We start from the raw sequence: 23,438 nt of genomic DNA, 5'->3' as shown, positions 1-23,438 counted from the left end.
GCGCCTAACGCAATGAGGTGAGACGGCGCCAGCAGATGAGTGCACAGGCCAGGCTGAGGAAGGCTTCGTGGATGTCTGCGCGGATCTCCCACCGGATGCGTAGGCGGCGGAAGGCGTGCAGGAGTGCGAAGGTCTGCTCCACCACCCAGCGTTGTTTGCCCAGGCCGGAGCCGTGTTCGGTGCCGCGTCGGGCGATCAACGGGCGGATCTGTAGTCCGCGGACCAGACGCCGGTACTTGTCGTGGTCGTAGCCTCGATCAGCCAGCACGGCGTCGGGGCGCTGGCGTGGGCGGCCGCGCTTGCCGCGCACCTTGGGGATGGCGTGCAGCAGCGGCATGAGCTGGGTGACGTCGCCCGCGGTTGCCGCCGGTCAAGATGATGGCGAGGGGGATGCCGGTGGCGTCGGTGATCAGGTGGTGCTTGCTGCCGGCCCGTCCGCGATCGACCGGGGACGGGCCGGTCTGCGCCCCCCTTTTAGGGCTCTGATGTGGGAAGAGTCCACCACAGCGCGGGAGAAGTCGAGGGCATCGGCGGCTCGCAGCCGATCCAGGAGTACTTCGTGCAGGCGCTGCCAGACGCCGGCGGCGTTCCACTCGGCCAGGCGCCGCCAGCAGGTCATGCCGGAGCCGTAGCCCAGTTCCTGCGGCAGGTGCTCCCACGCGATTCCGGTGTGCAGCACGAACAAGATGCCCTGCAACGCCAGCCGATCATCCAGCCGCTTGCGTCCCGGGTGCCGGAACCGACGCTCACGTTTGGGTAGCAACGGCTCGATGGTCTGCCATAACTCGTCGCTGACCTCCCAGGGCTTCAGCCGCGCCATCCCCGCTCCTCTCGCCACCACTACAGCGAGAGATCAAAGCACAACAGAGATCATTCTGTTAGCCCCTATTAGCCACCAAGCGAGCAGCTGTTAGCCTCGGGCTTTCACGGGGAATTTGAGCCAGGCTGATCGTTTACATGAGAAAAGTGCCTTTGAGCTGGGAGGATGGGGCTTGTCTAAGGTCCTGTCCACACCAGATCAGAAGGCACTTTCCGAGTGAAGACTATCGCGTCCCAGCGCAAGATCGCGGTGTCCGCCGACGGTTCAGGGCTTCTCTCCCAGGCGGGCGCCCTCCTGCTGCTCCGCACGCTGCGCGTCACCGGCCTGGACCAGGCGTTATCCACCCAGCTGCAACGCTGGCGGCCGGCCCGGGCCGTACACGATCCCGGCAAGATCCTCGCCGACCTCGCCATCACCCTGGCCCTGGGCGGTGACTGCCTGGCCGACATCTGCTGCGCTCCCAGCCCGACCTGTTCGGGCACGTGGCCTCTGACCCTACCGTCTCCCGCCTGGTCGATCGGCTGGCCGCCGACCCGGCCCGGGCGTTGAAGGCGATCCGCGCCAGCCGCGCCGACGCACGTGAGCGTGCCTGGCAGCTGGCCGGCCGTCACGCGCCGGGAGCCGACGGCGAGCTGATCCCCATCGACCTCGACGCCACCATCGTCACCGCCCACTCCGACAAACAACAGGCCGCTCCCACCTGGAAGAAGACGTTCGGCTTCCACCCGATGACGGTCTTCGCCGACCACGGCCACGGCGGGTCCGGCGAGCCGCTGGCACTGCTGCTGCGGCCGGGAAACGCCGGCTCCAACACCGCCGTCGACCACATCGAGGCCACCCGGCTCGCCCTGGCCCAACTGCCCCGCCAGCGCCGCCGCCAGGTACTGATCCGCGCCGACTCCGGCGGCGGCACGCACGACTTCCTCGCCTGGCTGACCCGTCCCGGCCGGTGGATGTCGTACTCGATCGGCTTCACCCTCACCGACGACATCCAAGCCGCGATCGGGCGCCTGCCGAAGAGCGCATGGACCCCTGCCTACGACGCCGACGGCCAGGTCCGGCCCGGCGCCTGGGTGGCCGAACTCACCGGCCTGCTCGACCTCGGCTCCTGGCCCAAAGGCATGCGCGTCATCGCCCGCAAAGAACGCCCGCACCCCGGCGCGCAACTACGCTTCACCGACATCGACGGACACCGCTTCACCTGCTTCGTCACCAACACCCGCCGCGGCCAACTCGCCGACCTCGAGCTACGCCACCGCCGCCGCGCCAGATGCGAAGACCGCATCCGAGCCGCCAAGGACACCGGCCTGACCAACCTGCCCCTGCACGACTTCACCCAGAACCAGATCTGGTGCGAGATCGTCGCCCTGGCCTGCGAAGTCATGTCCTGGATGCAAATGCTCGCCCTGCACGACACCGACGCCCGCCGCTACGAACCCAAACGCCTGCGGCTACGCCTGTTCGCCGTCGCTGGACGCCTGGTGCGCGGTGGCAGACGTCTGCGCCTACGCCTCGCCGCGCGATGGCCCTGGGCCGACACACTGCTCACCGCCCTGGCCCGGCTCCAAGCCCTGCCGGCACCGACCTGACCAGCGCCAAACCGTCCCAACGAACCAGAAAGGAAACCCGCGGACCCGTGGAACCCCGCCCACCCGGCGCGACAACCGGGGCTTTCACGCTGACCACAGCGTGAAAGCAACCCTCAGCCGAACCGCCTACCCGACCAAACGAAGATCACGAAAGATCGAGGCTAGACCTTCAATCCGCTGGTGACCGCCGCCACTCAGGACAACAAGCGCTCAAAGTAGGCGCCTGACTACAACACAGTTATCTGTACGTAATTACCGCGCCACAATTCGTTCCGGTGGATCGAGTTGTGGATCATAAGCTAGTTGTCTTGGAATCTCAAGGGTTGATCTTAACCTATTCCTTGCGGAGGATCTCAAGTGCAACATCTGCATTTGTAGGGCCATACACAGTGCGAAGCGGCGATAATCGGGAGGATCCTTGCAGCAGTTCGGCCGCCATGCCACCCCCCTTCTCATGGCAGTAGCGATCCCTTTAGCTAGCATCGCCATTCCCTCTGCCTCTGCCGCCACTCCTAATCCGGACCCCACCACGAGTGAGGAGATCATCACGCTCGCGGCAGAGAACCAGCCCACCCTAAAACGACCAACGCTGGAGAGGCTGTCGAAGGAGGCGCAGAGTAAGGGAATCACGCTCAAGCAGGCTCTCGACAAATATGCAGCGGAGGTCATCGCCAAAAACTCGTCCGCTCAACGTGACATGCCTGACGGGCCCGTTCCCGACCCCACCATCGACGTCGATGGAATCCCCTTTGCTGAACTCATCGACCTCAATAACCTCGCTGCAGCGGAGAAGATCAGCTTCGAGGAATCGATCGATCGCTACGCCTGGACTCCGCGTATCAACCCTTTCGCCTCCTCGCTCCGGTCTCAATTTCCTGACGACCTTGCAGGGCTCAAGATCGCCGACGACGGTCGCGGCGCTCTCATCGCCTTCAAAGGCCAGGTCCCGGCGGAAGCTGTCAGCCTCGCCAAGCAGCTTCCCGTAGAAGTCGTGCTCGTCGGCAACAAGGGATATTCCGAAACTGAGCTCGATGAGATCGCCAAGTCGCGTTACGACGCACTTACGGCCCACTCAGAAGTGGCCCAGGCGCATGCCACAACAGACTTCGAGACCGGGGCTGTCACTCTTACAGCTGAGCTCAAGAAGGGGCTCGCCACAGACGCAGCAACGCTGCAGTCCGCCCTCCATCCGGAACCTTCGTCCAACAGCAAGATCAATGTGCGTCTTAACATTGTCAGCTCACTAGGTTTCGAGGCCATCGACGACTACCTGAGAGGTGGAGGATTCCTGGAGGAAAGCTCTCCCGGAACGATACAATGCACAGCCGCCTTCAATGCGATCTCCGATTCTGGAGAAAAGAACGCGGTAACCGCTCGGCACTGCTCAGATCCGCTCTATTTCTGGTATAGGAATCATCCGAACTACCACACCAATGGGACTACGCTAGGACGAAAGGGTAACGGCGACCCATATGATCTGGCTCGCTATGGAGGTGGCAGTCTTACATACACCCGGACCTTCTACTACGACCTCAATCTCCCTCGGTACGCTCGGGACGTCCTCAATACCCCGGAAATAAATCAGCCCATCTGCTCGTTCGGGAGAACAACCGCCGGAGCTGATCGACCCGCACAATGCGGAAAAATCACTAGGTTCTTCGCGACAGGCACTGCTGGCCCTCGCGGGATCGTAACAGACTACCTCATGCGAAAGGGTGACAGCGGAGGCCCTGGCTATTGGGGGTCGACAGCGATCGGCGTATCGAGCGGAATACTCACAGGCAGCGGCGAAACGGTCTTGGCATCGGTCAAAGGCTACTCATCCGCGGACGGTTTCGGTACCACATGGAAGGTATGGACCTGTCCTACCTGCTGAACGCCTGGAGTTGACCTGGCTTGGTGGACACCTGATCTCTGGGAACCGTGGTTCCCGGAAGAAGGAGTCTGCAGCGCCAAACAGCTATCCGCCGGAGTTTCGCCGGCAGACGGTGGGGCTCGTGCACGCGGGACGATCGCCGGAGAAACTGGCCAAGGAAGTCCAGCCGTCCGCGCAGTCGATTTGCGTCTGGGTACGCTAGGGCGATCCCGATGATGGCCTGACCAGCGCCGAGAACGATACTGCCGCGCAGTCGCAAGCAATGATGCGTCTACTGAACCGGGGGCAACTTCAGCACTCTGTCTCCTCCTGTTGTTGAAGCCGTTCAGCTCGCGGCGCTCAACAGCAGGAGGCTGCCTCGTTCTTACCTCGATGCTCAGACTTGCGAAGAAGGTCCTCAGCCCCGCCTCCTGATGGTTGGATGCGTCCATGAGACAGTTGCGCAATCGTCCCCGACCCTTCGGCACAGCCATCTTGGCTCTGCTTATCCCGCTTGCAGCCTGCTCTCCGCCGGATGGTGGCGTAGCGGCCACAGCAAGTCGAACTGACCAACCATCCCCACCCGCAACTGAGCAACCATCCGAACCCGCAGACGGTGGTGTACCGGCCACAGCAAGTCGAGGCGACCAAGCATCCGAACCCACAGAAGATGGGGTTGACCACGTACGTACGATTGGCGAGGATCCCAAGATCGTCGTCCGCACCTCAACGATTAACTTTCTCGTCGCTACAAAAGGTGAGCTGAGCTTTAACTCTGCGAAACGGTGCTTGGAGCTGATGAGGGCTGGCTCGACACCTGTTGGGCTAGTCTGGCCGAAGGGCACTACCCCAGCACGGATCAACGGCAAACGCGGTGTTACTGTCCCGGAAATCGGCAACGTTCTTCAGGGAGCTTCGGTAGAGCTGGTGGGCGGGTATGAGAAATGGGGCAAACGCGTACCGTACGGATACAGGGTAGACGGTGACATCGACTGCCTCACTCACGCTCCAAATGGCGACATATTTGTCATTGGGTCTGTGGAAAGAGCCGGCATCTAGCCTCGAAGTTTCACGATCTTAGCGTCGCGGCTGAACGGTTCAGCTGAGGTCGGAAATCGTGGACAAGTCGGGATTGCGGCCCAGCTGTCGCGCCGGAGTCGGGGGGATTCCAGGGGCCCGGATGTCCTTGCTTTGTCGTCGCGCAGCGCTTACGTACTGTAGCCAGTCTTCGGGTCGAGTGTGTTGGCGGTCGGCGTGAGGTCGGATGGCGTCCCGGGCCCGACTGAGGCACGAGTACCACACTGCCAAAGCCGTGCACCGTGATGATCTGCATTTGACCTGGTCAATGATGGGGACAGCGGGCGGGCGGCGGTGGCCGCGACCGGCCGAAGAGCCGCAGCGCGGCCAGCGACCGCCCGGCGCGCGGGACGCCGCAGGCGGCTCGCGCCTTGATGACGTGCAGAGAAGTTGCTTTCTGATCATGAGCGCGCTTGCCCGTGTGCTGCTTTATCGATCTTGCTGGTGTGGTTCTCCGGCCTCCCATACGCGGTCGAAGCTGGCCGTGTAGGCGTCGGCTGGACCGGGGGCGTCCGTGAGACGTAGGTGCATGACCGGGGCGTCGGCCGCTGCTGTGGCGTAGGCGTGGGTGTTGACTAGAAGTTCGTTGTCGGCGCGGTAGATGGAGTTGTAGAGCACGGTGCGGTGCAAGCGGATCTCGATGCCCTGGACGTTTATCAGGGGGCGGTAGAGCGTGAGGGCGTTCTTGATGCATGCGGCCATCACTGCGGGGCCGATGCCCTCGTCTGCTCCGCGGTTGGCGACTTCGGGGCTGTCGGGGTGGCCGAGGAGGATGCGGATTCGGACGCCGGCTTCGGCGCGGGTGGTGAGGAGGTTGAGGATGCCGCGGTCTTCGGCAAGAAAGAGGGCGCTGTAGGCGAGGATGTCGATCTCGGCTGTCGCGCTCTGGAAGAGGCCGGCCCACACCCTCGGCGGGACGGCCCAGCGATGCGGGTAGATGGCTTCGACTCCGGCGGTGAACGCAGCGTGTCGTTGAGCGGTTTCGGGCCATAGGTCGGCCTCGTTGGCGCGTAGGAGGTCGGCGAGGGCCCAGCGGTGGCGGGGGTAGGGGATGCGACCGTTGAGCCAGCGGGCGACGGTCTTGGGGTCGACGGTTAAGGCGGCGGCGACGTCGGTCGCGGTGAGGCGTGCTGCTGCCATGGCGTAGCGCAGGTTGTTGTTCATGGGTACCGCCTGCTGGGGTTGCGGAACGGTCGTGTACTGCGACGTTAACATCAGACGTCCCTAGACGTCCCTAACTTGTGGTGTTCCTGCCCGTGCCCTTCGGGCGAACCTCGACGCGTACACCGAACCAGGAGCGCGTCAGGGAGGACGACGATGCCGACGAGCAAGACCGTCAAGGAGCAGCAGCGTGCCTACGCCGAGCGGCTGCTGACCGCGCTGGGCAGAGAGTTGGCCGAGCGGGATGTCACGGTGGTGCTGGTGGTGGATCAGGACGGGCGGCCGGCCCTGGACGTCACCGACAGCCGGTGCAGGATGCGGCGGGTGTTCGTGCAGCTGCCGTTCTGCTGGTTCTACTGGGGGGACCAGGGCGACGAGCGGGTGTCCTTCCTGCAGATGCCGGCGGCGGTCGACCGGATCGAGCGGGCCGCCCGTGAAGGGTGGCGCGACGGTGAGCAGGGCGAGCTCAGCATCGATCTGAACAAGATGCTCGATGCCTACCGCGGTTGATCCGGCCTCCTGTGGGCGGTGGCTGACCGGCGGGCGCGTCTACACGCAGATCGCCGACCTGCTTCGGGAGCGGATCGTCGTGGGTGAGTTCCCGCCGGGGAGTGCGCTGCCGAGTGAGGCGGCGTTGGGCCGTGCCTTCGGGGTGGCGCGCAACACGGTCCGGCGGGGGCTGGCGATCCTGGAAGGCGAAGGGCTGCTGGTCACGGTTCCGTCCAAGGGGCGGGTGGTGTGCGGGGCGGGGCCTGCGGCGCCGTACCGGTATCAGGCGATCGCTGCTGAGCTGCGTGGGCAGATCGAGCGTGGGGAGTTCGCCTCGGGTGCCGCCCTGCCGAGTGAGATGGTGCTGCGGCGGCGCTTCACGGCGTCGCGGAACACGGTGCGGCAGGCTCTGGCCGTGTTGGAGAGCGAGGGCCTGGTAGTGGCTGAGCATGGCCGGGGCCGGTTCGTCCAGTCGGACGGTCAACGGCGGCCTGGCGAGTGAGACGTCCTGGGACGTCTGCCTGTGTCGACTAGATGCGGGTAGGTCCCGGATGTCTATCGTGAGGCACGTGGGAGATGTCGACTGGGCGTACGGGCTGGCCAAGGACCTGCTGGCGACGGCGTTGCCCCGGCGGTGGGCGCACACTCAGGGGGTCGCCGAGCGGGCCGAGAGCCTGGCTCCAGTCCTCGGTGCGGATACGGACACGTTGATCGCCGCCGCGTTGCTGCATGACATCGGGTACGCCCCCGACCTGGTGGACACCGGCATGCATCAGCTCGACGGTGCCCGCTATCTACGGGACGTGGCCGGGGCCGGGGATCGGCTGTGCCGGCTGGTGGCGTACCACTCGTGCGCGGAGAACGAGGCGCGTGAGCGGGAGCTGCTCGCCACCCTGGCGGCCGAGTTCGAAGCCGAGCGGCCTGACCTGGCTCGGGCGCTGACGTACTGCGACATGACCACCGGTCCGGACGGCCGGCACCTGGACGTGCGAGATCGGCTGGCGGAGATCCACGCCCGGTATGGGCGTGACCATGTGGTGAGCCGGTCGATCACGGCGGCGACGTCGTGCATTGTGTCGTCCGTCCGGGCGGTGGAGGCTGCGCTCAGCGGAACGCTGCGTACATCACCTGAGGCGCGTCGAACTGAATGAACTCATCTATCTTCGCCATGCCCAATGCCTGGAGCAGTCGGACGGAGCGTAGGTTCGCCGCCTGAGTGATGGCGACGATCCGCTCGGTGCCGGGGACGTTGGCGAAGCCCCAGTTGAGCACGGCGGTACATGCTTCACGTGCGTAGCCGTATCCCCAGTGCTCGGGTAGGAAGCTGTAGGACAGTTCGAGGTCACCTCGGTCGGTACGGCCGTAGTGGCAGAAGCCGACGACCGTCCCCTCATCGAGGGTCACCGTGAACATGCCGCGTCTCGGCTGCATCTGGCGGCGAAGTTCCAACGTCTCCGTGGACACAGGGCCACCCAGGTAGCGGCGAATCTCTGGGTCGAGCCACGTGCGTTCCATCGCGGGCAGATCATCGCGAGTGGTCGCCCGTATGTGGAGGCGTTTCGTGGTGATCCCGGTCGGGTCAAGCCAAGCTTCCAAGGTCGCTCCCGTCGCCTCGGCCAAGATCAGCCAATGTACGGAAGATCGGCCCCGGACAGGTAGTGCTCGATCCGCATGCGCATCGACGCGGCCATGGGCAGGGACAGGACCTCGTCGCGCGGCACCCATCTGACCTCGCGGGACTCCGTGCTCGGAGTGGGCGCTCCGGAGGTAGGACGGGCGGCGAGGACGATCGAGAACTCCTGCCGGACCTCGCCGTTGCTGGTGTAAAGGATCACGTGGCCGGGGTCGGTGTAGGTGCCGGACAGGCCGGTGATCTCGCAGGTGATGCCGGTCTCCTCCAGCGTCTCCCGGATGCCGGCCTGCGGGAGGGATTCGCCGAGGTCGATGGCTCCGCCGGGCACGGCCCAGTTGTCGTTGTCGGTGCGGTGGATCATGAGCAGGTCGCCGGCCTCGTTGGTGACGACGACGTTGACGGACGGGACCAGGCTGTTGGCCTTGGGCGCGTCGGGGTCGTGGTGGAAGTCGATGCGCTTGGCCATGGTTCAGGACCCTACCGGGGTGGCTCTAGCCCACACTCGTTCGAAGCTGTCTGCGTAGGTGGCGACCATGTCGCCTCCGGCCACCCGGCGTAGGTGCAGGACGGGGGCGTTGCCGGCGCGGGTGCCGTACACGTGGGTGTTGATCAGGTACTCGTCGTCGGCGCGGTAGATCGAGTTGTACAGGATCGTGTCGTGCAGCCTGATCTCGACGTTCTCCATGCCCGTGATCGGACGGTAGAGGACCAGGGCGCTGCGGATCTGCGCGGCCATGCCGTCGCCGACGCCCTCGTCCGCGCCTCGCTGGGCTACCTCAGCGCTGTCGGGATCGCCGAGCAGGATGCGCACCCGTACCCCCGAGCGGGCCTTCTCACCGAACAACCGCACCATCCCGGCATCGTCGGCGAGGAACAGGCCGCTGTAGACGAGCACGTCGATCTCCTCGGACGCCTCGGAGAACAGTCGTCCCCAGACGTCCCGGGTCACGGTCCAGCGGTGCGGATAGATGGCGATGACCTCGCTGTGCGAGGCGGCGGCGACGTGTTCGCGGGTGAGCGCGTCGGGCCACAGGTACGTCTCGTCCACACCCAGGTACGAAGCTGTGGCAAATCGGTGTCTTCGGTATGGCTGGCGGCCCTGGGTGATCCAGCGTTCGGCGGTCTTGGGGTCGACCTGGATCGCTTCCGCCAGCTCGGCGACGGACACGCCTTTCTGGAGCAGCGCCGCGCGTAGCCGTTCGTTGCCCATCACACCTGCCCAGTGGGACGTCCGGGGACCTGGCCATCGTAGGCCGGACGTCCTGAACATGTCCCGTCGTGTAGTGATCTCGTCCTGACTCTGCGTCGCATCCTCGGTTGCACAACGCCACAACGGCCCCCAACCGAAGGAGGAGATGCCCCAATGAACATGATCAGCTTCCTGGACGAGACGCCCTCGTGCGAGTGCGGCAACGCGCTGGCCGACGGTCGGGTGCGGTGCTCCAAGTGCCTGGCGCGTGAGCGCTGGGTCCGCAACCAGCGGGCCCGGAACCGGCGGCAGCGGCGGCGGGCCGAGTCCCGCCGCCCCCCGCGCGGTCCCCGTACCGTCGCCGCGGCGGGGGTGAGTTGGACGTGAGCTGGCTCCCCCTGATCGCCGCCGGAGTGCTCGGCGTGACGCTGCTCGTCGGTTACGTGATGGTCCTGGCCGGCATACGGCGCGAGGACAAGGCCATGACCCTGCGCCGTCAGGCGGACGGGATGTCGGCGTCGCTGGCGCGCAAGGTCACCGGCTGCCACGTGAGGAACGGCGTGCAGTGGACGTAGAGAGCTGCTCCTCGACCTTCGCCAGCCGCGCCGACAGGTCTTGTACGGCGGTGCGCAGCTCGGCGACCTCGCCGACCAAGTCTCCGTCGCCGACGGGCGGGGTGTCGGTCTCGTCTCGGACGAAGACGCCCTTGCCCTGCTGGCCGATCACCAAGCCCTCGTTGCGCAGGATGCCGACGGCCATCTTCACCACGCTCAGCGAGGCGTCGTACTGGCTGGCGAGCTGGGCGGTGGACGGCAGCGGTGTGCCGGGCGCGAGGGCGCCGCCGCGGATCTGGGCGCGGAGATCGTCGGCGATCTGCAGGTAGCCGGGCCGCCCGGTGTGTTTGACCATCGCGTCCATCTCACCACACCAAGCCAGCCACGCCAACATTGACAACTGAGCCAACTAGGTTGACTATGTTGGCTACGACGAACAGGAGGTCACACCGTATGCGCACCATCCCGATCCCGGTCGACACCGGCAAGCTCACCATCACCTGCGTCAAGGCACCCCGGCCGCGCGTCCTCAACCGGGACACCGGCGAGATCAAGACCGACAAGAACGGCAACACCGTCTACGAGGTCACCGTCTCCGTCGAGGACGAGTTCGGCCGGATCGAACTCGTCAAGATCGGCATCACCGGAGAGCCGCCCATCACCGCCGGCGACCCGGTCAACGCCGTCGGCCTGGTCGGCTACGTGTGGGAGATGTCCGGCCGGTGGGGCATCTCCTACCGCGCCTCGGCGCTGCTCCCAGCTCGGGAGGCCGCCGGTGTCTGACCTGCCGGCCTGGCTCGCAGTCCTCCCCCTTCTCGGGGTGGGGCTGTGGGCCTGGCGCCGCATCCACTACCCGTCGTTCTGGCTGCTCCTCGGCTACCCGCTCACCGCCATCTCGGTCCGCGCGTCCTGGCGGCGGGTGGCGCTCGGGTGCGGGCTGACCAAGAAGCGGCAGCGCTGGTGGTTCACCACCGTCCCCGGCCTGGTCGCCTCCACCGGCATCGTCAAGGTCAAGCGGCGCTTCCAGCGGGTCGCCGTCGACACCAAACCGCTGATGTGGCTGCCGCTGCCCACCCGGCACGGCTGGCGCGTCACCATCCACACCCTCGAAGGGCAGACGCCCGGCGACTACGCCGACGCCGCCGAACGTCTCGCCCACTCCTGGGGCGTCCACGCGATCCGCGTCTCCTCACCCGGTCCCGGGCGGGTCGTCCTGGCCGCGACCATGCGCGACCCGCTGGTCACCGTCGACCAGCTCCCGCCCTCGACCGACCTGCTCAAGGTCACCGTCGGACGGTTGGAGACCGGCAAGCCCTGGGTGATCGACTTCCGAACCGTGCCGCACTGGCTCAACGCCGGAGCAACACAGTCCGGCAAGTCCAATCTCGCCAACGCCCTCATCGTCGGCCTCGCGCCCCAGCCTGTGGCCTTGGTGGGGATCGACTTGAAGGGCGGAGTGGAGTTCACCCCGTACGCGCCTCGTCTGTCCGCGTTGGCCACCTGCCGCGACGAAGCCAGCCGCCTGTTGGACGACGTGGTCGCGCTGATGCTCGACCGGATGGGCGTCTGCCGCCAAGCCGCCGCCCGCAACGTCTGGCAGCTACCGCCCGCCCTGCGCCCGGTTCCCGTCGTGGTCCTGGTCGACGAGCTCGCCGAGCTGTACCTGATGGCCGACAAGTCGGAGAAGGACGAGATCGCCAAGACCTCTACGGCGCTGCTGCGAGTCGCCCAGCTCGGCCGGGCGTTCGGCATCTACCTCTTCTGCTGCGGCCAGCGCATCGGCTCCGACCTCGGCCCCGGCGTCACCGCCCTACGCGCGCAGTGCTCAGGACGGATCTGCCACCGCGTCAACGATCCCGAGACCGCCACCATGACCCTCGGCGACCTCGACCCGGCTGCACTCGCCTCCGCCCGTGCCATCGCTGCCGAGACACCCGGCGTCGCCATCGTCGCCGGCCAGGACGGCCAGTGGTACCGGGCCCGCTCCTTCTACGTCACCGAGCAGGCCGCCGAACACGCCGCCCACACACACGCCCACCTCGCCCCCTCCTGGGGAGAGGTCACCGCCCACCTGAGTCAGCACGACTCGTCCGAACTGCTCGACGCCTGAAACCACGAAGGGAGGAACGATGCGACGCATCACCAGCTGGCTCCTCGACACCGGCCCCATCCTCGTCCTGGCCGCCATCGCCGGCGCCGGATCGTTCACCCACATCCGCGACACCGCCACCGAACATGGCCAGACCGGCTGGATGTCCTGGGCCATCGCCGTCTGCATCGACCTCACCTGCGTTATGGCCGCCCGCGAACGCCAACGCGACAAGAAGACCGGCCGCCAGCGACGCGGCCCCGTCTCCTGGCCCATCCTCGTTCTCACCGGTGGCATCGCCCTCTCGCTGGCCGCCAACCTTGAGCAAGCCGACCCGACCGTCTGGGGATGGATCACCGCAGCCACCCCGGCTGGCGCGTTCCTCATCGCCGTCTCGATGCTCGAACGCCGCGCCACCGGTACGCATCCCGAACCGTCCCCGGAGCCTGCGCCGTCGACGGAGCTCGTGCCGGCCTCAGCCAACGTCTCGGTCAGCCAGAACGCTGACGAAGACCAGCCCGCCCACCGCGACGGCCCGGCCCCGGCGCTGGTCGACTACGCCCGCCGCATCGCCGACGAACACCACACCCGGCACGGCACACCCATCACCCGCGACGCCCTCCGCACCCGCCTCGGCATCTCCAGCCAACTCGCCGCCGACCTGCTCCGCACCGTGCACACCGCCTGAACCTCAGGAAGGGAGACCCGAACATGACCTACGACCGAACCGCCATCATCACCGGCCTGCACGACCTCGCCGACTTCCTCGACGCCCACCCCGACATCCCCATCACGGGGTGCGTGCCGGTCTACCACTTCGCCGACCACGGCACCGACGCCGACCAGCGCGCCGAGATCGAGCAGATCGCCAACCTCCTCGGCTCACCCGTCCAAGCGCAGACCCCGTACGGCCACTACGTCACCACGATCAGCTTCGGCCCCATCCAGTACCGGGCCGTGGCCATCACCGCCGCCGCCCGCGCCCGCCACGACGCCGACGACAGCTACCGCGGCTGCATCCAGCCCAACCCCACACCCGCCACCTAACCCACGAACGGAGGAACCGACCATGCGTATCCGCCTCGACGGCACCCGCGCCGAACTCATCGACGCCCTCTACCGGCTCCGCCTGAACTTCACCGTCTCCGGCGTCTCACGCGCCTACCCCGACCGGACCAAGCCCCGCCACTGGCGCATCTACCTCACCACACACCCACGCGAGAAAACCTGACCACCATGGATGAGCCGCTCCCGGTGATCCGCTACCGCTGCTGCACCTGCAACGGAACCGGCCTCACCGAAGACGCCCGCTGCCTCGACTGCGACGGCACCGGCATCGACAACCACGGCGCCCCATAAGTGCAGCGCCCCCGGCCTGGCCGCACATCCGCCAAGACGAACGCCAGGTCGGGGGCCATCCCCTCACCCGAACGAGTGAAAGGAGGACTCCATCTTGCCCGCAACCCACGCCCACGCGCACCCGCACGCCACCGCCAGCATGATCGCCCGGCTCAACAGCCCCGACTACGACCGCTGGGCCGCCCAGGTCCACCGCACCGGCGGCTGCCGCCAACCCATCCACCTACGCGGCAAAGTCGACCACTACGACCGCGCCACCGGCCAACTCCTGCACCGCTACACCACCCGCAACGAACCCGACGGCGTCCTGCGCCTGCCCTGCAAGACCCGCCGCGCCTCCCGCTGCCCCGCCTGCGCCGAGACCTACCGCGCCGACACCTACCACCTCATCCGCGCAGGCCTCGCCGGTGGCAAGGGCGTCCCAGAGACGGTGACCACGCACCCGACACTGTTCGTCACCCTCACGGCCCCGTCCTTCGGCGCGGTGCACGCCCGGCGTGAGCAGAGCGGCAAGGTCCTGCCCTGCCACGCCCGCCGCGACGCCGACACCTGCCCGCACGGCCGCGTCATGTCCTGCACCACCAAACACGGCACCGATGACCCGCGCCTCGGCGAACCGCTCTGCCCCGACTGCTATGACTACACCGGCTCAGTGCTGTTCAACGCCCTTGCCCCGCTGCTGTGGAAGCGCTTCGCCGACTCTCTACGCCGCCACCTCGCCAAACTCGGCGGCCTGGCCCTCAAAGACCTCCGCCACCACCTCACCGTCTCCTTCGCCAAAGTCGCCGAATACCAGCGGCGCGGCGTCGTTCACTTCCACGCCGTCATCCGCCTCGACGGCCCCGGCGGGCCGACGGCACCGCCACCGGCCTGGGCAACGGCCGATGCTCTGACGCAGGCCGTACAGCACGCCGCCCACGTCGTCAGCGCCCCGGCCCCCGCCTACGACGAAGATCCCGCCCGCCTGTTCAAGTGGGGCGCCCAACTCGACATCCGCCCCATCACCTTGACCGGCGACCTCACCGACCAAGCCGTCGCCGGCTACATCGCCAAGTACGCCACCAAAGCCGCCGAATGCGTCGGCACCCTCGACCGCCGCATCAACCCCCTCGACAACCTCGACGCCTACAACCTCCGCGACCACGCCAAACGCCTCATCACCGAATGCCTCCGCCTGGGCGCCATCGAAGACCTGGCCGACCTCCGCCTCACCCAATGGGCCCACATGCTCGGCTTCCGCGGCCACTTCTCCACCCGCTCCCGCCACTACGGCCCCACCCTCGGCGACCTCCGAGCCGCCAGAGAAGCCCACGCCCGCAACCACGACATCACCACCGGCCGCCTACCCCTCTTCGACGAGGACACCGTCCTCGTGATCAGCGAATGGCAGTACGCAGGCAAGGGCCACTCCACCGGAGATCTGCTCCTCGTTGCCGCACTTACCGGCACGCCGGCACCGGAGCGTCGGCTATGACCCGGCTCCTCCTGACCGTCCCCGAAGCCGCCGAAGCTCTCGCCGTCTCAAGGGCGAAGCTCTATCAGCTCATGGCGTCGGGCGCACTGGCCTATGTCCAGATCGGCCGCAGCCGCCGCATCCGGGTGTCGGACCTTGAAGCCTTCATCGCCGCTCTCGCTCACCGGGAGGCCGCAGCATGACCAAGTCCCGCGCCACCACTCTGGAATCAAAGCCCAACAAGAAGCAGGACAAGAAGCCCAAGCTGCGTGACGGCATCATCAAACGCGGGAACACCTGGTACTACGTCATCCGCGTGAAAGACCCTGAAACCGGGCTGAGCAAGCCTAAATGGGTCGGGGGCTACGCCACCGAAGACGAGGCCAAAGCGGCTCGCGACGAGGCACGTGTCACCGCCCGACGAGGGGAGTACGTCGACCGGAACGCGATCACGGTGGGGGAGTACCTCGATGACTGGATCGAGGCCCACGCCATGCAGATCAAGCCGCGCACCCTCAAGGACTACCGGATGATCATCCGGCTGTACATCAAGCCGAACATCGGCCGGATGCGCTTGCAGGCCGTACGGCCTTCCACGATCACGAAGCTGTACCGAGACCTACTCGGGTCCGGAGGCAAGGACGGGAAAGGTCTCTCCGCACGGTCAGTGATCTATGTGCATGCCGTTCTTCGCAAGGCCTTTGGAGACGCGGTCGACGTGGACCAGCTCATCGCCTCCAACCCGGTCGAACGGGCGAAGCGCCCGAAGTACCAGTACGCCGAACCCGGAACTGTCTGGACGCCGGCCCAACTCCGCGCCTTCCTCGCGTTGGCGCGACCGCACCGGCTCTACGCCTTCTTCCACCTGGCCGCCTACACCGGCGCCCGTCGCGGCGAACTGCTCAACCTCCGCTGGCCGGACATCGACCTCGACGGCAGGACCGTCACCATCGCCGGCTCGGCCGGGATGGTCGACGGCGAACGCATCGAGGGCACCACCAAGAGCGGGCGGACCCGCCTCGTCACCCTCGACGAGGAGACCGTGACCGTGCTGCGCGAGCACCGCAAGAGCCAGGCTGCCGACCAACTCCTCGTCGGCGACGAGTGGCGAGGCCAGAGGGACGGCTACGTCTTCGCGAACGGCTGGGGCGCCCCCATTTACCCCGACACCGTCACCCAGCTCATCAGGGACCTCGTCAAGGCTTACAACGACCCCAAGAATGGCCCCAAACCCAAGGAGCCCTTGCCCTACGCCCGCCTTCACGACCTGCGACACATCCACGCCACGACCTTGCTGCTCGCCGGCGTCCCTGTGCACGTTGTGGCCGCCCGACTCGGCCACGCCGACCCGGCGATCACTCTGCGGGTGTACGCCCACGTGATCCGCGCGGCCGAGACTCGTGCCGCAGACGTCTTCGCGGAGGCCATCAAGTCGGCCTGTTAGCAGATCCGTTAGCAAACACCCTCGGAGGAGGATCGCTCTGGGGGTGTTTTAGCTGGTAGGGCGCCCGGGGCTCGAACCCGGAACCTACGGATTAAAAGTCCGCAGCTCTGCCAATTGAGCTAACGCCCCATGCACAGCAAGGGTACAGAGACTACCGCCTGGTACGCGACGTCGTAACGGCCCTCATCACAGTAACGGATGGGGCTTCTCGCCGGTTTCCGGCGAGAAGCCCGCGAGCTCACCGATACGCCGCGATCCCCGTGAGCGCCTCGCCCAGGACCAGCGTGTGGATCTCCTGCGTGCCCTCGTACGTGAGCACGGACTCCAGGTTGTTCATGTGGCGGATCACCGGGTACTCCAGGGTGATCCCGTTGCCGCCCAGCACCGACCGGGCCTGGCGGGCGATGTCGAGGGCCGCGCGGACGTTGGCCAGCTTGCCGAAGCTGACCTGGCGCGGCTCCAGCCGCCCCGCGTCCTTCAGCTCGCCCAGGTGGAACGCGGTCAGGGACGCCTGCGTCATCCCGACGTACATCCAGGCCAGCTTCTCCTGGGTGAGCTGGAAGGCGCCGATCGGCTTGCCGAACTGCACGCGCGTCTTGGCGTACTCCACCGCGGCCTCCAGGCACGACCGGGCGGCGCCCACGACGCCCCACAGAATGCCGAAACGGGCCTCCGTGAGGCACGACAGCGGGCCCTTCAGGCCCGTGACGCCGGGCAGGACGGCGGAGGCGGGCAGGCGGACGTCGTCGAAGTACAGCGACGAGGTGATCGACGCTCTCAGGGACAGCTTCTTGTGGATCTCAGGGGCGGAGAAACCGGGCGTGTCGGTGGGCACCACGAACCCGCGGACGCCCTCGTCGGTCTGCGCCCACACCACGGCCACGTCGGCGACGGAGCCGTTCGTGATCCACATCTTGGAGCCGTTGAGCACCCAGTCGGAGCCGTCGCGCTTGGCGTAGGTGCGCATGCCGGCCGGGTCGGAGCCGTGGTCGGGCTCGGTCAGGCCGAAGCAGCCGATCGCCTCGCCGGCCGCCATCCGGGGCAGCCACTCCTCCTTCTGCTCGTCGGAGCCGTACCGCCAGATGGGGAACATCGCGAGCGAGCCCTGCACCGACACGAACGACCGCAGGCCGGAGTCGCCGGCCTCCAGCTCGCGGCAGGCCACGCCGTAGGAGACGGCGTCGGTGCCGGCGCAGCCGTAGCCCTCCAGGTGCATGCCGAGCAGGCCGAGCGAGCCCAACTCGGGCGCGAGCTCGCGCGCAGGGAAGGTGCCCTCCTCGAACCAGTCGGCCACGTGCGGCAGGACGCGGTCGGCGACGAAGGACGCCACCGTGTCGCGGATCAACCTCTGGTCACCGCTGAGCCGGTCGTCGACGCGCAGCAGGTCGTCCATCACGTGTCCTCTCTTCGCGTAAGGGGCTACCAGGGTTCTACCAGGGGGAATCCCGATGTGCGAACGCCCTGCGCGGGGGCAGTCTTGAGGCATGGACGAAAAGAACATCAAGCAGCTCCGCAGGACCCGCGACGGCCGGATCATCGCCGGTGTCTGCTCGGGTGTCGGCAACTACCTCGGCATCGACGCCAACCTGATCCGCATCGGGCTGGCGATCGCGACGCTGTTCGGGGGGATGGGGGTCGGCGTGTACGCGATCGGCTGGCTGCTCATGCCCGACGAGGGCAGCCAGACCTCGATCGTCCAGGACCTGATCAGCAAGCAGCAGGCCAAGTCCTCCTCCACCTCCACCGACACCTGGCAGGGCACCACCGACACCTGGGACGACCGGCCGAAGCCCCAGCAGTGATCAGGTGGGCGCCGGGGCACCGGCACGGGCGGCCTCGTCACGGCGGGACTCGGTCCAGATCAAGGCCAGCACGGCGGCGCACGTCACGCCCATGACGCCGGCGAGCGCGATCACCGGCTCGGGGCCGAGTCTCTCCGCGGCCAGCCCGCCCAGCAGGATCCCGGCACCCTGTACGGCCATCAACCCCGACTGCACCAGGCCGAACGCCTGCCCCCGCCGTTCGGCGGGCACCCGCTGGACGAACGCGGCGTTCGCCGCGAGCTGGTAGGCGCCCCCGATGCCCGACAGGACCCACGCCGCCAGCACCACGGCGAGCGGCGGCCGCAGCGCGGTCACCACGAGCGGCAGGCAGCTCAGCATGGCCAGCCACCCCATCATCCGCAGCCGTCGCGCCGGCGAGACGAACCTGCCGAACACGAACGCCCCCACCACCGTCCCCAGCGGCATCGCCGCCATCAGCAACCCGGTGATCACCGGCACCGGCAACGTGCCGGTGTACAGCTGCGCGGCGTACGGCGCGGCCAGCCCCTCCGGGAGGATGTAGAACCCGCACAACCACGCGAACAGCACCAGCGTGCGCAGCTTCCGGTCGCCGAACACCAGTCGCGCGCCCGCCCTGGTCATCGTCCACATGGACGGCCTGGGCCCGTCGCAGCTCGCCGCCGGGCGCCGCCGTACACCTGTGACGAGGATCAGCGCGGAGCCGAGGAACGTCGCCGCGTCGAGCGCCAGCGCCCGGTAGGGCCCCATGGTGGCGATCATCGCTCCGCCCGCGGCGAACCCCAGCATCTGCACGGCCTGGTTGGTCATGTTCTGCAGCGCGGAGCCGACCACATACCGGTCGCCCTCCAGCACCTCGGGCAGCAACGCCGCGCGGGCCGCCGAGAACGGCGCGCTGAGCAGCACCACCAGGAACACCAGCCCGCACAGCAGCCAGAACGGCAGGCCCGGGAGCGCCATCAGGGCGACCAGCCCGGCCCGGATCAGGTCGCAGGCCAGCATCACGCCCCGGCGCGCGAACCGGTCGGCCAGGCCGGCCAGCAGCGGCCCGCCCACGATGGACGGCAGGTAGGTCAGCGCGTAGACGGCGGCGGTCGCGAGCGCCGAACCGGTGCGGTCGTAGACGAGCACCGCGAGCGCCACCTGGGCGAGCTGGTCGCCCAGCAGCGACAGGCCCTGGCCGTACCAGAGCGCACGGAACTCGCTGATGGCGATGACCTCGCCGTAGGTGGCGTGATGGTCTCCAGCACGGCGATGCCGCCCCGGCAGCCGTCGCGTCCGCATGGCCCCCATTGGACTCCGCTGTGCCTGACTGAGCGTGTTCAGTATGTCACCTAAGGTGCCTGATCACGGGCCGTGCCGCAAGCGGAAGCGGCCAACGGGCCTGAGCCGGCCGCGCGGAGGATCACCAGCCGAGTTCGTGCAGCCTCTTGTCGTCGATGCCGAAGTGGTGGCCGACCTCGTGCACGACCGTGATGCGCACCTCGTCGACCACGTCATCCTCTGTGTCGCACACTCCACAGATCGAATGACGGTAGATCTCGATCCGGTCGGGCAGAACTCCTGAGTACCAGTCGCCGCGCTCGGTTAGGGGGACACCTGTGTAGAGGCCCAGCAGGTCGGGCTCGGGCGGGTCGTCCACCACGGTGACGACGACATTGCTCATCGCCCGGGTCAGCTCGCGTGGGATCGTGTCGAGCGCCTCGGCCACGAGCTCCTCGAACCTCTCCCGCGATACGTCGATCACAGTTGCCATTCTGCCTCGCTGGTCAGGTAAGCCCGTATGAAGTTCGCCCGCAGCTTGAACGCAGTCCTCCGGTCACGAGCGTCGAAAGTGCTGGCCGTGCTTGTCGTCGCCGCCGTCGGGGCCTGGCTGGGAATCTTTCTCAGCGGCACCGTCAGGGCCCAGATCGGGCCCGTGGAGACCGGGATGTCCCTCCGTCCCGCCTGGGGCGGCGAGACCGTCGTCGACGCCAGCCCGTTGGGGACGCTGACCTTCCGCACGCACGACGCGCCGCTACGCCTGCGCATCACGCTGGAGAACATCGACCAGGAACGCGCCAAATCCCTCCTCGAGGACCCGCGACTGGCCGACCGCCTCCCCGAGATCGTCGAGCGCGACCTGCTCGACGGTGTTCGCGCGCTGGTCATCCGCTCGCTGCTGTGTGCCGGCGCAGGGGCGCTGCTGGCCGTCCTCATGGTGTACCGGCGCCCGCGCGTCGCCCTGGCGGGCCTCCTGGCCGCCGCCGTCGGGCTCGCCGCCACGGGCGCGCTGGCGGCGTTCACGTTCCGGCCCGGCTCGCTGGTGGAGCCGCGCTACTCCGGTCTGGTGGCCGCCGCGCCGTCCCTGGTCGGCAGCGCCGAGTCGATCGTGACGAAGTTCGAGTCGTACCGCTCCCAGCTCACCAAGCTCGTGTCGAACGTCTCCAAGCTGTACGACACGGTCTCGACGCTGCCCGTGTACGACGCCGACCCGCGCTCCATCCGGGTGCTCCACGTGTCGGACATCCACATCAACCCCATCGGCTGGAACGTCATCCGCTCCCTGAAGGACCAGTTCGCCGTCGACCTGATCGTCGACACCGGCGACATCTCCGACCACGGCACCAAGGCCGAGAACAAGTTCGTCGAGGAGATCGGCCGCCTCGGCGTGCCGTACGTGTTCGTGCGCGGCAACCACGACTCGATGACCACGCAGAAGGCCGTGGCCGGGCAGAAGAACGCCGTCGTGCTGGACGACCAGAGCCGCACGGTCGCGGGCCTGAAGATCTACGGCCTCGGCGACCCCCGCTTCACCCCGGACAAGTCGGTGGCGGCCGACGCGGACCCGGCCAACCTGCGGCAGTACGGCCGTGCCCGGATCCCCGGCCTGGCCGGGGCCGACCTGGTCGCCGTCCACGACGACATCATCGCCCGCGGCTTCTCCGGCGCCACCCCGCTGGTCCTCGCCGGACACGCCCACAAGCGCTCCACGGCCGTCCTGCCCACCGGCACCCGTGTCATGGTCCAGGGCTCGACGGGCGGCGCCGGCCTGCGCGCCCTCGAACACGCCGCGCCCACCCCCGTCCAGGCCTCCGTCCTCTACTTCGACCGGGAGACCAAGCGCCTGCAGGCCTGGGACGACATCACGCTGGGCGGGCTGGGGGAGCAATCGGTGTACGTCCAGCGTCACATGGAGGACGAGCCGGGACGTATGATTTCCCCTGAGCCAACGAGCGCCCCGTCGCCAACGGGAACCGTGAGTGGCACCCCGACGCCGGCCGCCGGCCCGCCACTTTGGCATCAGGGGCGATCGTCCCCTATGCTTCAGAGGTCTCCGACGGAAGGCGACAGGGAATCCTAAGCCCCCATCGTCTAGCGGCCTAGGACACCGCCCTTTCAAGGCGGCGGCACGGGTTCGAATCCCGTTGGGGGCACCGCGACGCGCTTGGCGCTACCGGAAAACGGCTGGTCGAAGACCTCCGAAAGACTGGTAAGCTAAACGAGTCGCAAGGCAAGAAAAAGCAAGGTCCTGTAGAGCAGTTTGGAGTGCTCGCCACCCTGTCAAGGTGGAGGTCGCGGGTTCAAGTCCCGTCAGGACCGCTCAAGGTCAGGTAGCTCAGTTGGTACGAGCGTCCGCCTGAAAAGCGGAAGGTCGGCGGTTCGACCCCGCCCCTGACCACCTCACATGACCAGCCAAGATGCCCCGAAGCGAAGATCGCTCCGGGGCGTTTTTGTGTCTGCTGACGGCAACGTCGACGGATGGTCGCCTACAGGGAGCGACAAGCATGAACCAGGAAGCGTCAGGCCCATGATGCACCTGACAGGGCGAGCCGAGTAGGCCGGAACCCCCTCCCAGGGGCGCCCGTTCTGGTAGCCATGCGAAAGATCGGCTCTTGGAGGGATGGCTGCAAGGCGCGCTTGACGCAAGGGGTCATCGGTTCCGCCGGCCCGACCTTCGTGGATCAGATAATCTGATTTTATGAAGGTGATGACTGCCACTGAAGCGTCTCGAAGCTTTGCGACGGTTCTTGATGAGGTCGAGCATGGGGAAACGATCGTGGTAACTCGTGGTGGGAAGCAGATCGCTGTGATCGGCCCCGCACCGACAGCGCCGGGACGTATGGTCAAGGCGTTTCTGGCAAGCAGAGCGAGGACGTTGGACGCCGATTTCGAAGCCGACGTAGCGGCGGCCCGCGAGGCGATCGACAACGAGATGAGGGGCACGTGGCCCGACGCCTGATCCTTGACACCGGTGTGCTCATTGCCGCCGAGCGAGGCAGGGCATCCGTGGACGCGGTGATAGGAGACGCCGATGATGTGGCGATCTCGGCGATCACTGTGGCCGAGTTGCTAGTCGGCGTGGAACTGGCCGATGCGGCACGACGGCCCGATCGGCAGGCCTTTGTGGATCAAGTTCTCGCGTTGATCCCTGTCGAGGAGTACACGACGGACGTCGCCAGAGTCCACGCCCGCCTTATGGCGCATGTCCGACGAGAGGGCAAGTCGCGAGGCGCGTACGATCTGCTGATCGCAGCTACGGCCGCGGCCACCGCGAGAACGGTGCTGACGATGGATGCGTCTGCTGCATTCGACGATCTCCCTGGCGTGCGCGCTCAGGTAGTTCCTCGCTGAATGCCGACGGGCAACCCTGACGGCGACGTTCATCACCGTAGCCATACGTGAGGCACCGTTGGTGGCTTCTACCGAGCGTGCCGACCCAGCTGTGAAAGCGGTTGGCTATCCGAGGGCATCGCCCAGCTTGCGCAGGGCGGTGCGCTTGTCGTCGAGGGAGGCGTGAGCGTAGATCGTCATGATCACCTCGATGTCGCTGTGGCCGACGATGTCCCGAACGACCTGGGGCGGGACGCCGAGGTTGAGCAGGAGCGTCGCGCAGGTGTGGTGGAGGTGGTGGAAGCGCATCTCGCGGAGGTCGGCGGCGTTG

Annotated in this window: 27 protein-coding genes, 4 tRNA genes and 3 pseudogenes; 23 read left to right on the top strand and 11 right to left on the bottom strand. The window is 67.2% G+C overall.

The annotated features are described in order from the left end of the window. Positions 1-4: 4 nt before the first annotated feature. A pseudogene (locus FHU36_RS10045) lies at positions 5-820 on the bottom strand (IS5 family transposase). 216 nt (positions 821-1,036) lie between these two features. On the opposite strand from FHU36_RS10045, the pseudogene FHU36_RS10040 reads away from it, so the two are divergent. Next, positions 1,037-2,409, top strand: a pseudogene (locus FHU36_RS10040) (IS1380 family transposase). A gap of 418 nt (positions 2,410-2,827) precedes the next feature. Further along, the gene (locus FHU36_RS10035) at positions 2,828-4,285 is read left to right on the top strand and encodes a S1 family peptidase (protein WP_221495823.1); all 1,458 of its coding nucleotides are present in this window, start codon (positions 2,828-2,830) and stop codon (positions 4,283-4,285) included. A 1,485-nt stretch (positions 4,286-5,770) separates the two neighbouring features. Here the strand turns inward: FHU36_RS10035 and FHU36_RS10030 are convergent. Then, positions 5,771-6,505 carry a helix-turn-helix domain-containing protein gene (locus FHU36_RS10030; protein ID WP_185083455.1) on the bottom strand — a complete coding sequence of 245 codons (735 nt, stop codon included), beginning with the start codon at positions 6,503-6,505 and terminating at the stop codon, positions 5,771-5,773. A gap of 153 nt (positions 6,506-6,658) precedes the next feature. Here FHU36_RS10030 and FHU36_RS10025 point away from each other — a divergent pair, with 153 nt between their 5' ends. The 3 genes from FHU36_RS10025 (at position 6,659) to FHU36_RS10015 (ending at position 8,142) form a co-directional block, all read left to right on the top strand. Beyond that, on the top strand, positions 6,659-7,012 hold the full coding sequence (locus tag FHU36_RS10025; protein ID WP_185083454.1) for a hypothetical protein: 354 nt from the start codon (positions 6,659-6,661) through the stop codon (positions 7,010-7,012). Continuing rightward, positions 6,996-7,493 (top strand): GntR family transcriptional regulator, encoded by a 498-nt coding sequence (locus tag FHU36_RS10020; RefSeq protein ID WP_185083453.1) that lies wholly within the window; start codon positions 6,996-6,998, stop codon positions 7,491-7,493. The genes FHU36_RS10025 and FHU36_RS10020 overlap by 17 nt, the downstream gene beginning before the upstream one ends. Positions 7,494-7,560: 67 nt before the next feature. After that, positions 7,561-8,142 carry an HD domain-containing protein gene (locus FHU36_RS10015; protein WP_312891517.1) on the top strand — a complete coding sequence of 194 codons (582 nt, stop codon included), beginning with the start codon at positions 7,561-7,563 and terminating at the stop codon, positions 8,140-8,142. On the opposite strand, the gene FHU36_RS10010 is transcribed toward FHU36_RS10015, so the two are convergent. From FHU36_RS10010 to FHU36_RS10000, 3 genes are read right to left on the bottom strand one after another with little or no spacing between them, the layout of a single operon-like run. Then, positions 8,096-8,611, bottom strand: coding sequence for a GNAT family N-acetyltransferase (locus FHU36_RS10010; protein WP_185083451.1), 516 nt, complete (start codon positions 8,609-8,611; stop codon positions 8,096-8,098). The two genes, FHU36_RS10015 and FHU36_RS10010, sit on opposite strands and share 47 nt — an antisense overlap. A 2-nt stretch (positions 8,612-8,613) precedes the next feature. Further along, a complete protein-coding gene (locus FHU36_RS10005) occupies positions 8,614-9,090 on the bottom strand; it encodes an NUDIX hydrolase (RefSeq protein WP_185083450.1) in 477 nt (158 codons plus the stop codon). A gap of 3 nt (positions 9,091-9,093) precedes the next feature. Then, on the bottom strand, positions 9,094-9,834 hold the full coding sequence (locus tag FHU36_RS10000) for a DUF5919 domain-containing protein (RefSeq protein ID WP_185083449.1): 741 nt from the start codon (positions 9,832-9,834) through the stop codon (positions 9,094-9,096). Between the two features lie 153 nt (positions 9,835-9,987). On the opposite strand from FHU36_RS10000, the gene FHU36_RS09995 reads away from it, so the two are divergent. Together FHU36_RS09995 and FHU36_RS09990 are read left to right on the top strand one after the other, a co-directional pair. Beyond that, positions 9,988-10,200, top strand: coding sequence for a hypothetical protein (locus tag FHU36_RS09995; protein ID WP_185083448.1), 213 nt, complete (start codon positions 9,988-9,990; stop codon positions 10,198-10,200). Next, a complete protein-coding gene (locus FHU36_RS09990; RefSeq protein ID WP_185083447.1) occupies positions 10,197-10,388 on the top strand; it encodes a hypothetical protein in 192 nt (63 codons plus the stop codon). The genes FHU36_RS09995 and FHU36_RS09990 overlap by 4 nt, the downstream gene beginning before the upstream one ends. On the opposite strand, the gene FHU36_RS09985 is transcribed toward FHU36_RS09990, so the two are convergent. Beyond that, positions 10,348-10,722 (bottom strand): winged helix-turn-helix domain-containing protein, encoded by a 375-nt coding sequence (locus tag FHU36_RS09985; protein WP_185083446.1) that lies wholly within the window; start codon positions 10,720-10,722, stop codon positions 10,348-10,350. The genes FHU36_RS09990 and FHU36_RS09985 overlap by 41 nt on opposite strands. A gap of 98 nt (positions 10,723-10,820) precedes the next feature. On the opposite strand from FHU36_RS09985, the gene FHU36_RS09980 reads away from it, so the two are divergent. The 9 genes from FHU36_RS09980 (at position 10,821) to FHU36_RS09945 (ending at position 16,712) form a co-directional block, all read left to right on the top strand. Further along, entirely contained in the window at positions 10,821-11,150 is a 330-nt protein-coding gene (locus tag FHU36_RS09980) for an SCO3933 family regulatory protein (RefSeq protein ID WP_185083445.1), read from the top strand. Then, the gene (locus tag FHU36_RS09975; RefSeq protein WP_185083444.1) at positions 11,143-12,477 is read left to right on the top strand and encodes an FtsK/SpoIIIE domain-containing protein; all 1,335 of its coding nucleotides are present in this window, start codon (positions 11,143-11,145) and stop codon (positions 12,475-12,477) included. Before FHU36_RS09980 ends, FHU36_RS09975 begins: the two co-directional genes overlap by 8 nt. Positions 12,478-12,496: 19 nt before the next feature. Beyond that, positions 12,497-13,144 carry a DUF2637 domain-containing protein gene (locus FHU36_RS09970; RefSeq protein ID WP_185083443.1) on the top strand — a complete coding sequence of 216 codons (648 nt, stop codon included), beginning with the start codon at positions 12,497-12,499 and terminating at the stop codon, positions 13,142-13,144. Positions 13,145-13,167: 23 nt separating this feature from the next. Next, positions 13,168-13,503, top strand: coding sequence for a hypothetical protein (locus FHU36_RS09965; RefSeq protein ID WP_185083442.1), 336 nt, complete (start codon positions 13,168-13,170; stop codon positions 13,501-13,503). Positions 13,504-13,525: 22 nt separating this feature from the next. Further along, positions 13,526-13,687, top strand: coding sequence for a hypothetical protein (locus tag FHU36_RS09960; RefSeq protein ID WP_185083441.1), 162 nt, complete (start codon positions 13,526-13,528; stop codon positions 13,685-13,687). 5 nt (positions 13,688-13,692) lie between these two features. Continuing rightward, entirely contained in the window at positions 13,693-13,815 is a 123-nt protein-coding gene (locus FHU36_RS45525; RefSeq protein WP_281394164.1) for a hypothetical protein, read from the top strand. Between the two features lie 139 nt (positions 13,816-13,954). Next, on the top strand, positions 13,955-15,289 hold the full coding sequence (locus tag FHU36_RS09955; RefSeq protein WP_185084718.1) for a replication initiator: 1,335 nt from the start codon (positions 13,955-13,957) through the stop codon (positions 15,287-15,289). Beyond that, complete coding sequence (locus tag FHU36_RS09950; RefSeq protein ID WP_185083440.1) at positions 15,286-15,471, top strand: helix-turn-helix domain-containing protein; 186 nt, start codon at positions 15,286-15,288, stop codon at positions 15,469-15,471. The genes FHU36_RS09955 and FHU36_RS09950 overlap by 4 nt, the downstream gene beginning before the upstream one ends. Beyond that, positions 15,468-16,712: a site-specific integrase gene (locus tag FHU36_RS09945; RefSeq protein WP_221495821.1), complete on the top strand. Its 1,245-nt coding sequence runs from the start codon at positions 15,468-15,470 to the stop codon at positions 16,710-16,712. The genes FHU36_RS09950 and FHU36_RS09945 overlap by 4 nt, the downstream gene beginning before the upstream one ends. Before the next feature lie 53 nt (positions 16,713-16,765). On the opposite strand, the gene FHU36_RS09940 is transcribed toward FHU36_RS09945, so the two are convergent. After that, positions 16,766-16,841, bottom strand: a tRNA-Lys gene (locus FHU36_RS09940). A gap of 109 nt (positions 16,842-16,950) precedes the next feature. Continuing rightward, entirely contained in the window at positions 16,951-18,105 is a 1,155-nt protein-coding gene (locus FHU36_RS09935) for an acyl-CoA dehydrogenase family protein (protein WP_185083439.1), read from the bottom strand. A gap of 91 nt (positions 18,106-18,196) precedes the next feature. Between FHU36_RS09935 and FHU36_RS09930 the strand changes: the two genes are divergently transcribed. Further along, on the top strand, positions 18,197-18,514 hold the full coding sequence (locus FHU36_RS09930) for a PspC domain-containing protein (protein WP_185083438.1): 318 nt from the start codon (positions 18,197-18,199) through the stop codon (positions 18,512-18,514). Here the strand turns inward: FHU36_RS09930 and FHU36_RS09925 are convergent, their stop codons facing one another. Beyond that, on the bottom strand, positions 18,515-19,798 hold the full coding sequence (locus FHU36_RS09925; RefSeq protein ID WP_246502013.1) for an MFS transporter: 1,284 nt from the start codon (positions 19,796-19,798) through the stop codon (positions 18,515-18,517). It abuts the gene before it with no gap. A 121-nt stretch (positions 19,799-19,919) separates the two neighbouring features. After that, a complete protein-coding gene (locus FHU36_RS09920) occupies positions 19,920-20,270 on the bottom strand; it encodes a metallopeptidase family protein (RefSeq protein WP_221495820.1) in 351 nt (116 codons plus the stop codon). Between the two features lie 87 nt (positions 20,271-20,357). Here FHU36_RS09920 and FHU36_RS09915 point away from each other — a divergent pair, with 87 nt between their 5' ends. The 6 genes from FHU36_RS09915 (at position 20,358) to FHU36_RS09890 (ending at position 23,128) form a co-directional block, all read left to right on the top strand. Next, entirely contained in the window at positions 20,358-21,857 is a 1,500-nt protein-coding gene (locus FHU36_RS09915) for a metallophosphoesterase family protein (RefSeq protein ID WP_312891515.1), read from the top strand. Then, positions 21,858-21,930, top strand: a tRNA-Glu gene (locus tag FHU36_RS09910). A 91-nt stretch (positions 21,931-22,021) separates the two neighbouring features. After that, positions 22,022-22,096, top strand: a tRNA-Asp gene (locus FHU36_RS09905). A 5-nt stretch (positions 22,097-22,101) separates the two neighbouring features. Next, positions 22,102-22,175 (top strand) — tRNA-Phe (locus FHU36_RS09900). 300 nt (positions 22,176-22,475) lie between these two features. Then, a complete protein-coding gene (locus FHU36_RS09895) occupies positions 22,476-22,736 on the top strand; it encodes a type II toxin-antitoxin system Phd/YefM family antitoxin (RefSeq protein ID WP_185083434.1) in 261 nt (86 codons plus the stop codon). Next, positions 22,721-23,128, top strand: a complete 408-nt coding sequence (locus tag FHU36_RS09890) for a PIN domain-containing protein (protein ID WP_185083433.1) — start codon at positions 22,721-22,723, stop codon at positions 23,126-23,128. Before FHU36_RS09895 ends, FHU36_RS09890 begins: the two co-directional genes overlap by 16 nt. A gap of 105 nt (positions 23,129-23,233) precedes the next feature. Here FHU36_RS09890 and FHU36_RS09885 read toward each other — a convergent pair. Then, positions 23,234-23,422, bottom strand: a pseudogene (locus FHU36_RS09885) (tyrosine-type recombinase/integrase); the annotation flags it as partial. Positions 23,423-23,438: the final 16 nt, after the last annotated feature.

The sequence above is a fragment of the Nonomuraea muscovyensis genome (assembly GCF_014207745.1).
GTDB classification, from domain to species: domain Bacteria; phylum Actinomycetota; class Actinomycetes; order Streptosporangiales; family Streptosporangiaceae; genus Nonomuraea; species Nonomuraea muscovyensis.
The sequence above is the reverse complement of the archived record's forward strand: the minus strand, read 5'-3'. Positions and strand labels throughout refer to the sequence as shown.